The organism is Bacillus sp. RO1, from assembly GCF_012524115.1.
Taxonomy (GTDB): Bacteria; Bacillota; Bacilli; order Bacillales; family Bacillaceae_I; genus Sutcliffiella_A.
In genome coordinates, this window is record NZ_JAAZWB010000082.1 from 1 (window position 1) to 13854 (window position 13854).

Annotated in this window: 14 protein-coding genes; all 14 read right to left on the bottom strand. The window is 41.8% G+C overall.

Annotated elements, in window-relative coordinates:
• Nucleotides 1-110: 110 nt before the first annotated feature.
• The 14 genes from HC179_RS14465 to aroH all read right to left on the bottom strand — a co-directional run bounded on the left by HC179_RS14465 (nucleotide 111) and on the right by aroH (nucleotide 13854).
• Nucleotides 111-275, bottom strand: coding sequence for a hypothetical protein (locus tag HC179_RS14465; protein ID WP_168864945.1), 165 nt, complete (start codon nucleotides 273-275; stop codon nucleotides 111-113).
• 248 nt (nucleotides 276-523) lie between these two features.
• Nucleotides 524-1060: a ReoY family proteolytic degradation factor gene (locus tag HC179_RS14470; RefSeq protein WP_060663948.1), complete on the bottom strand. Its 537-nt coding sequence runs from the start codon at nucleotides 1058-1060 to the stop codon at nucleotides 524-526.
• A 32-nt stretch (nucleotides 1061-1092) separates the two neighbouring features.
• A complete protein-coding gene (locus HC179_RS14475) occupies nucleotides 1093-2352 on the bottom strand; it encodes a tetratricopeptide repeat protein (RefSeq protein WP_168864946.1) in 1260 nt (419 codons plus the stop codon).
• Nucleotides 2353-2396: 44 nt separating this feature from the next.
• Entirely contained in the window at nucleotides 2397-3308 is a 912-nt protein-coding gene (locus HC179_RS14480) for a hypothetical protein (protein WP_168864947.1), read from the bottom strand.
• A gap of 369 nt (nucleotides 3309-3677) precedes the next feature.
• Nucleotides 3678-4976 carry a 3-phosphoshikimate 1-carboxyvinyltransferase gene (aroA, locus tag HC179_RS14485; RefSeq protein ID WP_481747978.1) on the bottom strand — a complete coding sequence of 433 codons (1299 nt, stop codon included), beginning with the start codon at nucleotides 4974-4976 and terminating at the stop codon, nucleotides 3678-3680.
• 10 nt (nucleotides 4977-4986) lie between these two features.
• On the bottom strand, nucleotides 4987-6099 hold the full coding sequence (locus tag HC179_RS14490) for a prephenate dehydrogenase (protein ID WP_168864949.1): 1113 nt from the start codon (nucleotides 6097-6099) through the stop codon (nucleotides 4987-4989).
• A gap of 57 nt (nucleotides 6100-6156) precedes the next feature.
• Nucleotides 6157-7251, bottom strand: coding sequence for a histidinol-phosphate transaminase (gene hisC / locus HC179_RS14495; RefSeq protein ID WP_168864950.1), 1095 nt, complete (start codon nucleotides 7249-7251; stop codon nucleotides 6157-6159).
• Between the two features lie 9 nt (nucleotides 7252-7260).
• Nucleotides 7261-8067: a tryptophan synthase subunit alpha gene (gene trpA, locus HC179_RS14500; protein WP_168864951.1), complete on the bottom strand. Its 807-nt coding sequence runs from the start codon at nucleotides 8065-8067 to the stop codon at nucleotides 7261-7263.
• Complete coding sequence (gene trpB, locus HC179_RS14505; protein WP_168864952.1) at nucleotides 8064-9263, bottom strand: tryptophan synthase subunit beta; 1200 nt, start codon at nucleotides 9261-9263, stop codon at nucleotides 8064-8066. Before trpB ends, trpA begins: the two co-directional genes overlap by 4 nt.
• Entirely contained in the window at nucleotides 9238-9903 is a 666-nt protein-coding gene (locus HC179_RS14510) for a phosphoribosylanthranilate isomerase (protein WP_168864953.1), read from the bottom strand. Before HC179_RS14510 ends, trpB begins: the two co-directional genes overlap by 26 nt.
• Nucleotides 9896-10660 carry an indole-3-glycerol phosphate synthase TrpC gene (gene trpC / locus HC179_RS14515; RefSeq protein WP_168864954.1) on the bottom strand — a complete coding sequence of 255 codons (765 nt, stop codon included), beginning with the start codon at nucleotides 10658-10660 and terminating at the stop codon, nucleotides 9896-9898. The genes HC179_RS14510 and trpC overlap by 8 nt, the downstream gene beginning before the upstream one ends.
• Nucleotides 10650-11675, bottom strand: a complete 1026-nt coding sequence (gene trpD, locus HC179_RS14520; RefSeq protein WP_168864955.1) for an anthranilate phosphoribosyltransferase — start codon at nucleotides 11673-11675, stop codon at nucleotides 10650-10652. The genes trpC and trpD overlap by 11 nt, the downstream gene beginning before the upstream one ends.
• Complete coding sequence (trpE, locus tag HC179_RS14525) at nucleotides 11668-13182, bottom strand: anthranilate synthase component I (protein ID WP_168864956.1); 1515 nt, start codon at nucleotides 13180-13182, stop codon at nucleotides 11668-11670. Before trpE ends, trpD begins: the two co-directional genes overlap by 8 nt.
• A 291-nt stretch (nucleotides 13183-13473) precedes the next feature.
• The gene (gene aroH / locus HC179_RS14530) at nucleotides 13474-13854 is read right to left on the bottom strand and encodes a chorismate mutase (protein ID WP_168864957.1); all 381 of its coding nucleotides are present in this window, start codon (nucleotides 13852-13854) and stop codon (nucleotides 13474-13476) included.

Genomic DNA, 13854 nt, shown 5'->3' on the forward strand with positions numbered 1-13854 from the left:
TCTTCATCACGTCCATGAGGACCTCTCTTCTCCTTTTTCCTCCTCACTGACGTCTTCATCACGTCCATGAGGACCTCTCTTCTCCTTTTTCCTCCTCACTGACGTCTTCATCATGTCCATGAGGACCCCTCTTCTCCTTTTTCCTCCTCACTGACGTCTTCATCACGCCCATGAGGACCCCTCTTCTCCTTTTCCTCCTCACTGACGTCTTCATCATGTCCATGAGGACCTCTCTTCTCCTTTTTCCTACTCACTGAAGTCTTCATCACGTCCATGAGGACCTCTCTTCTCCTTTTTCCTCCTCACTGAAGTCTTCATCACGCCCATGAGGACCTCTCTCCTCCTTTTTCCTCCTCACTAAAGTCTTCATCACGTCCATGAGGACCCCTCTTCTCCTTTTTCCTCCTCAAACACATCTTGTCCCGACGATCAAGAAAAACCTGAAGACTATTCCATCATTTAATTATTTTTCTAAATAAACAAAAACCCCCGCAACATCCAAGTTGGGGGGGGCAAACCAAATTTATAATCTCTTCAACTGACCTGTCAGTTTCCGAAACGCTTCTTCATCCTGCCGGTCCAATGCCTCGTCAATCATTTTCAATAGCTTCTCTTTTTGAAAAGTGTAAATGGATTCTTCTAGCATCCTTTCTGCTAAAATTCGATCCTTTTCATTGATTTGGGACTGCTTTGGCATAAACGGATTATCTTCAAGAACCGCTGCGTATTGCGGTGAATGATAGACAGACCGGAAATTTAACTGGATATAAATATCCTCATCACGATTAAGCCTAATGTCATGGAAGGACTTCTCAGCGTCCGTGGTCATCACATTTTCCTTATAAAACCTGAATGGCACTTCCTCTACACAATGGGTTGACATGATAATTCCCCGTGGACAAAACTGGGCTTGCTCAACAAAGTGAACTTTCTTCATCAACTGGTCATGACTCATCAAATAGTTTAAAATCCATACACATTCACGTCTTTTTAACTGATAGTTTCCCAAGAACCACCTTATAAAGTCCTTCTTCTCGTTGACAGATACAGGGGTAGCCACAACTATCGTCCCTCCTCTGCGTAGAATATTCCCTACTCTTGTAAATTTAGATACAGATCTTGCAATTCTATGTTGGTTGGGTCAAGTTGTATTAGTTTTTCAAAAAGCGGCTTTGCTTCTTCTCGTTTACCTTCCTCCAATAAAAAGTGTGCATAATCGTAAAGGAAGCTGCTGTCATCTTTAAAAGAAGTATATGCTTGACGGTAATGATTTAATGCATCAGAATATTTTTCGGTTTGTTGGTAGGCAACAGCTAAGTCCCAATCATATTGCGGGTCAGACTCTCCAAAGTTAATGAGTTCATTCAGGCAGTCTATAACATCTTCATAGCGCTCTTCCTGCAAGAAGATTTTCGTTAAAGTTAAGGCTGCTTCCACATATCCAGGATCAATGGCAATGGCTTCTCTTAATAATTTTTCTGCCTCTTGCACATTCTGCTGTTTCATTGCCACTTTCGCTCCGTACACTTGCAATTCTTTGTTATATTCATTTACCGCTAATCCTTCTTTTGCAACACGCAAGCTATCTTCTAACAATCCTTCGTGTTCATATGCTTTTGCAAGATATAAGTAAAGAGAGGAGTATTCATAATCCATTTCTTTTACCTGATTAAGTTTTTCGATACAGGTCTTGAAATATCCTGCCTGAAAAGCGGTAAATCCGTATTGAAATAGTACGTCAATTTTCAACTCTTTCTGCAACGCCTGGTCGAAATAAGGCATTGCTTCCTCAAATTGCCCTGTAGCACTGTAGCATTCTGCAAGTCTTTCCTGCAGGGAGAAATCAATCTCATCTGCATGCGGAAGGACTGATTCATAATACGGAATAGCTTTTTTGTAGTCGCCTTGAGACAGATATACTTCCGCTAAGGCAAGGCTGATGATCGGTTCTTTTGGTGCGAGTTTTTTGGCAGTAAGTAACTTTTGCTCACTGACCTCAAATAGTCCTTGCGCCTGATAAAGGTCTGCAAGTAGAAGCAGAGACTGAATATATACCTCATCATCTTCTGCTATGTTTTCTAATAACGCCATAGCTTCATCTTCTTCATCAAGATCAATGTGGACTTCAGCTAGTGAAACAATGAGGTCAGACTCATTTGGAAATTGGTATAGGAGGTTCTGGTAAAGTTGTTTGGCGTCATCAAGCATGCCAAGCTGCTGATAAATCTGTGCAGTCTGAAACAAATCCTCTTCCCCAAACTTAGATTCGTTCTCTTTTAGGATAGTAAGTCCTTGTTCTATGTCTCCGTTATCTATTAGTTCTAGAGCTTTATCAATTACTGTGTAAGACAAAATACTACTTCCCTTCGTTTTTAAAATCCGCAATCACATGTTCTTCAAAACTTCTCAGAGAGTAAGAAATGGCCTGGAATGGTTACTGTACATTCTTTTCCAAAGCCTGGACGAAACAAAACATCATCTCCCGCTTTGATAACCGTCCCTTTTTGAACTGTAACTTCTGGAATATGACTATCATAATCCAGATTTTCGATAGTTTCAATAATATGGCCTTCTGGTGACAAATAGAGATTATAGTCTAATTCTCCACCGACCCTCAAATCTCCTTTTGATGGGTAAATACCAATTTTCATTAATAGATCCAAATCAAGCGGTTTCCCCTGTTCTGGACACTCGGTAGAATGTGTTAATTTTTCTTCTTTCATAATTAGTTTCCACTCTTTTTTCTTCTTGTTTTTTTTTGATGGAGAAATGTTTTGCCAGCACGGCAGAAATGTTACCGGAAATTGATACAAGGCATCTTTTATCCACCCCCATGGGACGGAAGAAAGTTCTGTTGTATCATCCATCTGCAAAAAGATAGCAGAAATCTTATATCGCCTGCATTGTCTAACAAAAGAAGGTGTGAGTTTATCGAAGGGAATTCTGACAGCAAAATAATAATCAATCGGGCTATTTAATAAGAAAGTTCTCGCTCTCTTTAATGTTTGCACTAGTTCTTTTTCGCGATGGACGGATATGAGAGAAAGAAGGGTTGTACAACCTTTTTTTAAATAGTTTTCGGTGATGAACTGTTTGAACTGGGGAAACGGCATTTGTTCAAGGTTATCGACAAGCATAACATGTCCTGATGTCAGCACATAGGGGGAAATATCCATTCTCATGGACCTTGAATTGGTAAAAGGGCCTTCTTTCATGTAATGGATTTTGTTGTTTTTCACTAGCAGATTGGTATGGAGGAGTGTTGATTTGTTCTTGACTACATTGGCAGCTTCTATAATATATTCCATAGCATCCCCCTCTTGTAATGTCCTTAAGACAAGCTATGCGTGAGGAGGAGGAAATATGCATTGGGTATGTTGTTGGGGATATAAGGAAATTTTGGTATTTTCAAGGAAGTAACGGTCAGACGTGGACGTCAGATGGTATCCCCCTTGACGGTATCCAAATCCGTTTCGGGCGATAATTAGAATTTACGGGCGATTTTTAAGACTAATCGGGCGATAATCTCAATATACGGGCGAAAATAAGATTTTACAGGCAAATCGCTTTTATCATTAGCCCAAAACTTTAGATATACCTCCACCTCCTAACCGAGCAATGATCCGGTCAAAGCCAAACTAAAAAGAGGCCCATCCCCATGGACCCTCCTCTAAAAATTATCCTCTTCTCAAACTCTCCATATGCTCAAAGAAGCTGGGGTAGGAAACATTGATTGCCGCATCATTTTGAAGAATAGTTTCCCCATCTGCAACCAGGCTCGCTATGGCTCCCATCATGCCGATACGGTGATCCCCGTAACTGTCAAGCGTGCCACCATGCAACCTGGTTTTGCCTTTAATAATCATTCCATCCTCAGTTGCCTCAATGTGTGCTCCAAGCTTCTTCAGCTCGTTCACAACCGTATCGATTCGGTTTGTTTCCTTCACCTTCAGCTCTTCAGCATCCTTAATCACCGTTGTACCTTCAGCCTGAGTAGCCATCAAGGCGATGATAGGCACTTCATCAATCAGGCGGGGGATGATATCGCCGCCAATTTCGATTCCTTTAAGGTCTGAAGTCTCTATTGTAATATCCGCATATGGCTCTGGTCCATCCTCTACTACATTAGAATAAGAAAGACTTGCCCCCATATTTTTCAGAACTTCTAAAATCCCAGTACGAGTAGGATTCAACCCGACCCTTTGCAATGTAACCTTGCTTCCAGGCACAATCGCACCTGCCACCAGGAAAAACGCTGCAGAAGAGATATCTCCAGGAACGACAATATGCAGATCAGACACCAGCTTCTGCCCACCAACCACGCTTACCTTGCATTCTTCCTCTTCTTTTACTTCCACTCCGAATGCACGCAGCATTCTCTCTGTATGATCACGGGATTTAAAAGGTTCACTCACAGTGGTTACCCCTTCACCCTGCAACCCGGCCAACAGAATAGCGGATTTCACTTGAGCACTTGCTACAGGTGACACGTAATCAAGGCCTGTTAACCCCCCGCCCTGAATAGAGATGGGCGTGAAATTGCCATCCTGGTTCCCTTGTATTCTTGCACCCATGTCGCGTAACGGAATAGTCACACGTTTCATTGGCCTTTTGGAGATAGACTCGTCCCCAATCAGGACAGAGTGGATAGGCAGGCCAGAGAGAATCCCCATCATCAGACGTGCTGTTGTTCCAGAGTTCCCGACATCCAAAATTTCTGATGACTCTCGAAGTCCCTTCAATCCGTTTCCGTATACCGTCACATTAGAGCCTTCTTGTTCTATTTTCACTCCAAGCTTGGAGAAACAACTGATTGTACTTAGGCAGTCATCGCCAGGGAGGAAGTTTTCTACTCTTGTTTTGCCTTCTGCCATTGATCCGAACATAACGGAACGATGAGAAATCGATTTATCCCCTGGAATCTGTATGGTCCCTTTTAACCCGCTTGCGGTACCAGTAAGTTTTTTCATTTTCACTCTCTCCTAACTAGACAATATAGGTTTCATACATGGTGTGCTTGTTTAAGCAATCTTCTGCAGATTGGCGATCGTCCTCTGATTGGAAGCTTAGTCTCAGCACTCCATAGATTTCTTCTCTTGTTTCCATGATCCTGATATTGGTAATGCTAATTTTTTCTTTTGCAAGTATGCCAGTAATCTCTGAGATGATACCAGGATAGTCGGGAACATCCACATATAAATCGTAAAAGGACGGAATAGCTCCCTTAGACTTTACTGGAAGACCGTCACGAAACTCCTTGGCCTTGCTGAAATACTCAAGCAAGAAAGCTTCGTTATCCTGTGACAACTGCTCCCTCACCACTACCATTTGCTCCATCCATTGATCTAAAAGGGTTAGAATGGTTGCTTTATTATGTATCAAGATGTCTTTCCACATAGTTGGGTTGCTGGAGGCAATCCTTGTGATATCCCTAAACCCACCAGCTGCAAGTCTTGAAACAAACGGATTGTTAGATTGCATACTCTCCGCCTGATGAACAAGGCCAGCTGCGACAACATGAGGAAAATGGCTGATGACGCCTGCAACCAGATCATGCTCTGCAGCAGACATGGTGATAAAGTTCGCCTTCGTTCCTGCAAGCCACATTTTTGTCAAAGCCACTTCTTTTGGATTGGCATCCTCTTTGAATGGAGTTAACACATAAAAAGCGTTTTCGAACAGATGGCTTTTGGCAGCGATCACACCACTCTTATGGGAACCTGCCATGGGATGCCCCCCTATGAATGTAACATTATCCTGAGGGAAAAGGGTAGCCGCTAACGTTGTAATACTATTTTTCGTACTACCTACATCCGTAATCACAACTTGTGATTTCGTAAATGCAATTCCGCTTAAATGTTTTAACACTTCATTAGCCTGCATCACCGGTACAGAAATGACGATAAAATCTGCATCTCTTGCTTCCGCATCATAATTTTCACAGAACTCGTCTATGACTTTTAATGACATTGCTAATTTCGCCTGCTGAGTATTTATATCGTAACCTATTATACACGCATTAGGATGTTCTTTTTTTATGGCAAGGGCAATGGACCCACCGATCAGACCAAGTCCGATGACCAACACTTTCCCGTTCACAATACTTCACCGCCTGATGTCTTTATATATGTAAATAGAGAGGATCTCTCCTCTCTATTAAATGGCTTGTTTCATTTTATATTCTTTCAAGTAAGAGATGATTTCTGCGTTTTGCTCCTTTGTTCCGACGGTAATACGCAAGCATGTCGGGTAACCTAAAGCTTTTCCGGAGCGAACAATATACCCTTTTTTCATCAAGTATTGAAACAGTATATCAGAATCCGTCTGAAAGTCTATCAAGATGAAATTCCCTTCAGAAGGATAGTAGGCAAGCTTCATTTCCTCACAGAATGCGTAATATTGCTCTAAACCTTCTTTATTCTTTGACACACACTCCTTGATAAAAGATTGATCCCCTACAGCAGCCTTTGCGGCAACCTGGGCCAAAGAGTTCGTATTAAAAGGTTCCCTTGCCGGTTCGATGAGGCGGATAAGCTTTTCATTCGCGATTCCATATCCGATACGAAAGCTCGCTAGGCCATATGCTTTTGAGAAAGTCCGGGTAATTAAAAGGTTAGGATAATCTTTTAAAAGTTTCACTGTTTCAGGGTAGTCCTCTGAAGTGACATACTCCTTATATGCTTCATCCACAACAACTAAAGTATTGCTAGGGACTTTCTCTAGAAAAGGAAGAAGCAGCTCTTCATTAATATATGTTCCTGTAGGATTATTCGGACTGCATAACCAAACGATAGCTGTATTCTCATCTATGGAGTTAATCATTTTGTCAAGCTGGTGATAGCCATCTTTTAATGGAATTTCTCGGACTTCTGCCCCTTCAATAATGGCATTGTGCTTGTATTGCGGGAAGGAAGGTGTTGGCATCACAGTATTCTTCCCAGGTTTTAATAGTGCCCGGCAAATAATTTGAATGACCTCATCAGAACCATTTCCGAATATAAGTTCTTTTTCACCTACACCTGTTTGGGCTGCAAGTACTTCGCGCAAGTCTCTTGCATAACCATCTGGGTACGTTGCGGAATTGGCTAGCTGCGCTATCAATGCTTGTTGAACGGACGGAGAGCAGCCATATGGATTCTCATTAGAAGCGAGTTTCACTATCTTCTCTAAACCTAATTCCCTCTTCACTTCTTCCATTGTTTTCCCAGGTTGATACGGGGTCAAGTTAAGCAGTTGTTCTTTTACATCCATCTTCAAGATTCACCTTTCTGCTAAGAGTGGAGAAATAAGCTCCTCTATTTGTTTCTTTAATTCATGTAACGTTTTTTCTTCATCAACATTAAATTGCTTTTCTTTTTGTTCAATCATTTTTATGAGTGCACTTCCCACCACAAAGCCATCACAATATGGTTTTAAGGCTTGAATGTGTTCACTCTCTGAGATTCCGAATCCTACAGCAGTCGGTACGTTACTTTTCTTTTTTACCTCTTCAAGAAAAGCATACAACTCATCCGAAAATTCCTTACGCACCCCTGTCACGCCGAGGGATGAGATACAGTATAAAAACCCTTCGGCATGCTCCGTGATCGTATTCATCCGTTCTTTGGAAGTTGGGGCAACAAGCGATATATAAGTTATAGCATGTTCGCTACATTTCTCTCGTATTCGCCCGCTCTCTTCAAACGGAAGATCAGGAATGAGAAGACCGTCGACCTGATTTTGCTTCGCTAAAGCGAAAAAGGATTCTTCTCCTAATTGTAACACAGGATTATAATACGTAAAGAGGATGATCGGAATTTTCAGTCCTCTTCTCCTCATTTCTCCAGCAAGCTCGATAGTGCTCGTAATGGTTGTTTTATGAGCCAAAGCACGCTTGGAAGCACGCTGTATGACCGGGCCGTCTGCTAACGGATCAGAGTACGGGACTCCAAGCTCTAGTACGGATGCGCCCGCTTCCTCTAAAAGAAGGGCCAGTTTTATCGTCAATTCCGGTGTAGGGTCTCCAGACATAATGAATGGAATAAACAGCTTGTCATGTTTTGGTAATCTCTCTAGATACGTAGTCATTCTACTGTCCCCTCCATTCTGTTCATTAATGTGTGCACGTCTTTATCCCCTCGACCTGATAGACAAACAAGTATCGTTTTATCATTTGGCATTTTGGCCGCTTCTTTATAGGCCGTCGCTAAAGCATGAGCTGACTCAATTGCCGGAATGATACCCTCTTCTTTAGCAAGGATATGAAGAGCCTCCAAAGCTTCCTCATCTGTCACACTTTGATAATCTACTCTGTTGCTGTCCTTAAGATAAGCATGTTCTGGTCCAATTCCGGGATAGTCAAGGCCTGCTGAAATGGAATAGGGTTCAATAATCTGACCGTGATCATCTTGAATCAAGTAAGTCAGAGATCCATGAATAACACCTTTCTTGCCTTTCGTTAGCGTAGCAGCATGCAAAGGGGTGTCTATGCCTTTTCCGGCAGCTTCCACACCTATCAGTTCCACTTCATCATCAACAAATGGAGCAAACATTCCAATAGCATTGGAGCCCCCACCTACACAGGCTATGACTTTATCTGGCAAACCACCTTCTCTTTCGTGGAACTGCCTCTTGGATTCTTCTCCAATCACTCGTTGAAACTCACGCACCATATATGGGTATGGATGTGGTCCCACAACAGAACCGATCATATAGAAATGGTCTTCACAATGTTGCACCCAATAGCGAATGGCTTCATTGGTGGCATCTTTTAACGTTTTATTGCCGCTTGTAGCAGGTATTACTTCTGCTCCTAATAATTTCATACGGAAAACGTTCAATGCTTGACGATTAATATCTTCCTCGCCCATGAACACCTTGCACTCCAGTCCGAACTTGGCAGCAACTGTTGCGGCTGCTACTCCATGCTGTCCTGCCCCAGTTTCGGCGATAATCTTCTTTTTCCCTAAACGTTTAGCGAGTAAGGCTTGACCGATGGCGTTATTTATTTTATGTGCGCCAGTATGATTCAAATCTTCTCTCTTTAAGTAGATTTTCGCACCGCCAATTCGACTTGTAAGCTTTTCAGCATATGTCAACGCCGTAGGTCTGCCGGAATATTCCTTTAGATAATAATGATAATCTTCTAGAAAGGTTGGGTCTTTTAAGGCCTCTTGCAAGCCTAGTTCTAGTTCCTCCAACGGTAGCATCAATGTTTCAGGTACATACTTGCCCCCGAACTCTCCAAATCTACCGAAGCTATCTGGTGTTTGTACTGTTGTCATGTTTCCTCACCATACTTTCTATCAGATTCATTTTTTCTTTGCTTTTAGCAAAATTCTCTTCTATTCCACTTGATAGATCGATTCCTTGTGGGGAATAAGGGAATAGCTCTGGAAGTGTCCCTTCATTTATCCCACCTGCAATCAAGTATGGAATATTATTTTCATACGAAACCTTTTCATAGAGAGGGATATGCTCCCAGTTGAAGCTTATTCCCGTCCCACCGTACTGATTGCCGACCTTTTTATCTACAACGAACCCATCTATTGTTCCAAGGAACGGTTTTAATTTTTCTACAGTAGATTCATCTTCATGATGGATCACCTTCCAGATATCCACTTCACTTTCTGCCTTCAACTCTTTTATTAAAGTCAGGTCCTCATCTCCGTGGCACTGTACGACATCAAGCGGAACTGTGCGGACAGCATGAAGAATTTCTTCTTTGGTTTGATTAACAAAGATACCTACGAGCCGTTTGTTCCGAGGAGGAACGCTAGCTAGCCAATCTGCCACCTGTTCTGGTTTTACCTGACGCTTACTCCTCGCAAAAACGAATCCTAGATAATCGGCGTCAGTCTGCAAGGATGCCTCATAATCTTCCAAACTTTTGTTGCCGCAGAATTTCATTTTTGTTTTAGACACGTTCAAGCTCTCCAAATAATCTTCTTACTCCAGTCCCCGGCGTTTGATCTTTCATGAACGCTTCCCCTACAAGTACAGCGTTCGCTCCAAACCCTTTTACTTGGCGAAGGTCCTCTGCAGTCAGGATGCCGCTTTCACTCACAAGCAGGGAAGTGCTTGGAATATAGGCTGCAAGTTCTTTGGTCGTTTGAATATCTGTTTCAAAGGTTGCAAGATTTCGATTATTGACTCCAATGATCTTTGGTATGATTGTTTGAAGTAGTTGTGTGAGCCTATCCAAGCTGTGCACCTCTACGAGTACATCCAAGCCTAAGTCTGTCGCTTGGTTATATAATGCAGCCAGTTTTTTATCAGGGAGAATTTCCGCTATTAACAAAATCGCATCTGCACCAATACGTGCACTCTCCTCGACCTGAATGGAATCTATAATAAAATCCTTTCTCAGGACAGGCAGGCTTGTTGTTTCCTTTACCATCATCAAATCATGCTTTGATCCCTTAAAATAGGTCTGATCTGTGAGCACTGATATCGCATCCACCCCAACCTTTTCATACTCCGCTCCAATATCTATTGGGGCAAAGCTTTCTTTCAAGATTCCTTTAGATGGGGATGCCTTTTTCATTTCTGCTATTACGCCTAAATCACGTTTGGGATTGGCAAGTGCATCATAAAAGGAGTAACGTTGTACCTGTTTCTGGGAAGGAAGCGTTAGATTTTTCACTTCGACCTTTTTAGTCTCGACAATATTAGTTAACATGTTCAGTCACCCCTGCCTTCTTTAGTTGCTGTAATAGTTCGTACGATTTATTTTCCTCAATTAATTGAAGGGCAAGCTCTACACCCTTATGGATCGTATCGGTAATTCCTGATACATACAGAGCTGCACCAGCATTTAAACAAACGATATTTTTTGCACTTTCGTTGCTTTTGTTTTGTAATATCTGTTTGATCAGATGGGAACTTTGTAAACTGTTAGATACTTGAATGTCCTCCAATCGGCCTCGTAAAAACCCAAAGTCCTCTGGGGCTATCGTATAAGAGGAAATGTTCCCATTTTTCACTTCCACAACGTGGGTACTTGCACCGATTGTTATCTCATCTAAACCGTCTTCCCCTGCAACAATTAAAACATGTTCTGAACCAAGCTGATTCAACACTTCCGCCATCTTATAAGCATAATCCCTCGAGAAGACCCCGATCACCTGTTTTTTACAACGAACAGGATTGGCAAGCGGGCCAAGAAGGTTAAAAATAGTCCTGAATCCAATTTCTTTTCTTGGAGCAACCGCATGCTTCATTGCCTCGTGGTAGATAGGTGCAAAAAGAAAGCTCATCCCTTTTTCCTTAAGATTTTCTGTAGCTTCCTCAAGCGTTTGCTGCACAGGAAGTTGAAGCTGCTCCAATACGTCCGCACTACCACTCGAGGAAGATACTGCACGATTTCCATGTTTGGCTACTTTTGCTCCGCCACTTGCTGCCACGATCGCAGAAGCAGTGGAGATATTGAAGGTAGAGGCTCCATCCCCACCAGTTCCGCATGTGTCAATTAAATGGGGATGTTCATAAGCTATCGGCTTCATATGACCTCGCATCGCTTTGGTGAATCCTAACATTTCCTCTGAGGTCTCCCCGCGGAATCTGAGAATAGATATGAAGCTTGCAATCTGACTGGAGGTGACTTCTCCTTTCATCATTAGATCCATCGCATTCTCTGCTTCTTCTGTTGAAAGGTTCGCTCCATCTATTAATTTTGTCAAATAGGCTTTAAACATAGCTACATGAGCCTCCCGTCTTTTTTGAAAAATAGTTATTTGCTAATTGGATTGTTTCAATTAATGCCGACGCTTTGTTTATTGTTTCTTGATATTCCAGTTCGGGAACAGAATCTGCTACCACTCCTGCACCTGCCTGAACAAAAAAGCTGTTACCGCGCTTTTGAATCGTCCTGATGGTAATGCATGAATCAATATTCCCGTCAAAACCGATATAACAAACGGCCCCGGCATATGTGTTTCTTACTGTCGGCTCGAGCTCTTGCAAGATTTGCATCGCCCTTACCTTTGGTGCTCCTGAAACAGTTCCAGCGGGAAAAGCTGCAAGCAATGCTTCCACAGGAGTGTAAGTGGGAGTGAGCTCCGCTTTTACAATGGAAATCAGGTGCATCACTCTTGAAAAATAAACAAGCTCTTTCATGACCGGTGTATGGACGGAACCATATTTGGCGACCCTACCTAAATCGTTCCGCGCAAGATCCACAAGCATATAATGTTCGGCCTGTTCTTTTTCATCTTGCATTAAATCCTCCGCTAACTCTTGATCTTCCTTTTTTGTTTTTCCTCTTTTCCTAGTACCGGCAATCGGATGGATTTCTAACTTTCTATCTTGAATTTGTATTAATCTTTCTGGTGAACTTCCTATCAATTCCATTTCGTCATATTTTAGATAAAACAGATAAGGAGAAGGGTTTTGTCTCCTTAAGACTCGGTAAACATCAAACCCTTCCATTTCCGCTTGTAATTCAAAACGCTGGGAGAGTACGCATTGAAAGATGTCACCTGTCTGGATATATTTCTTTATTTTTTCTACATGTTCAATGAATCTCTCTTTTGTGTAATTGGACTGAACAGGCAGCTCAGCCTTTCCATTATTCACTTCCACTAGAGGATGACTTTCTTGACGTTTTCTTATTAGAGAAGCTTTATCAAGTATTGATTGTTTTGCCTGATTAAATCTATCCTGTAGCTCCTTGTCATTTTCCTTACCATCTAAACGAATATAGTGAATAAAATGTAATTCATTTTCCTTGTGGTCACATACAACAATATTCTCGCAGTATAATAGATTTGCTGTATGTTCACCACCATAGGAAGGGTGCATTGGCACTTTTTCAATCGTCGGGATAAAATCATAACTTAGATAGCCAACCGCTCCACCTGTAAACCCTAACTTTTTTTCAAGGTGTTTTACTTGAAGCAAATTGTTAGCATGCTGGATGATTTCATTCAGCTTGTTCGATTGGAAGAGGATTTGGTTGGTCTTTACTTCTCGCAACGTAATGGTGGTATTCTCAGCGGTTATCTTCCAAAATGGATTCAACCCAATAAAAGAGTACCTCGCCCAATCTGAATCGGGCTCTTTACTTTCCAATAGATAGACCGCTTCTTTTCTTAATGCCTGAAAGATGGATACTGGTGTTAAGGTGTCTTCAAAAAAGCTTTCAATAATGGGAATGGTTTTGAATTGTTTGCTTGCATCTAGAAACTCTGCAAACTGTTGCATCTGATCTCCTCCATTTTAAGGAAATGGAGAATGAGACTTTGTAACGAGGTGTTACAGAATGAGGAAAAAACAAAAACCCAAAGACAGAGGATAGTCTTTGGGTAGATTTATAGAATACATTCTAACCTCAGCTAATCTCGACTCATTCTCAGCTATTCTCTTCTCAACTCGGCTCAAAAATAAATATGTTGTTCTTGTTCATACTCTTTGGCTCAATAGCCCTCAACTTAATTCTCTAAACTAATCTCTAAACTCTTTTACTTCTTGTAAGTACTATATGATAGTAGATTGCTAATTGTCAACCGATAAAGTTTTTGCAAGGTCTGGTCTTAAGCTCACAGCCTCATGCAAATAAATATGTTGAACATTTTTTTGAGGTACGTCTGTGTTTACTGTCATCATAATCCTGATACAGGATGGCAGTGAGTTTGGCACAGCAATTTCTTTTGTACACATGACAGGGACATAATCCCAGCCTTCAAGGTTTCGGAGCGCCTTCGCCGGGAAACATGCCGTGATATCTGCTGTTACGGAAATTAGTACTTGCGCGACATCTTCTGCCACAATTCTGTTCGCTTGAATCATGTTTTGTAATAATTCTTCTGTTTTACAGATAATTTCTTGTTCAGAATTCTCAAGTATGGTTGTTGCGCCTCTTACACCACGAATCAC

Coding starts and splice junctions, on each gene's coding strand:
- HC179_RS14465 (WP_168864945.1), bottom strand. CDS start 275: ATGGACGTGATGAAGACTTCAGTGAGTAGGAAAAAGGAGAAGAGAGGT.
- HC179_RS14480 (WP_168864947.1), bottom strand. CDS start 3,308: ATGGAATATATTATAGAAGCTGCCAATGTAGTCAAGAACAAATCAACA.
- hisC (WP_168864950.1), bottom strand. CDS start 7,251: ATGGATGTAAAAGAACAACTGCTTAACTTGACCCCGTATCAACCTGGG.
- trpA (WP_168864951.1), bottom strand. CDS start 8,067: ATGACTACGTATCTAGAGAGATTACCAAAACATGACAAGCTGTTTATT.
- trpB (WP_168864952.1), bottom strand. CDS start 9,263: ATGACAACAGTACAAACACCAGATAGCTTCGGTAGATTTGGAGAGTTC.
- trpC (WP_168864954.1), bottom strand. CDS start 10,660: ATGTTAACTAATATTGTCGAGACTAAAAAGGTCGAAGTGAAAAATCTA.
- trpD (WP_168864955.1), bottom strand. CDS start 11,675: ATGTTTAAAGCCTATTTGACAAAATTAATAGATGGAGCGAACCTTTCA.
- trpE (WP_168864956.1), bottom strand. CDS start 13,182: ATGCAACAGTTTGCAGAGTTTCTAGATGCAAGCAAACAATTCAAAACC.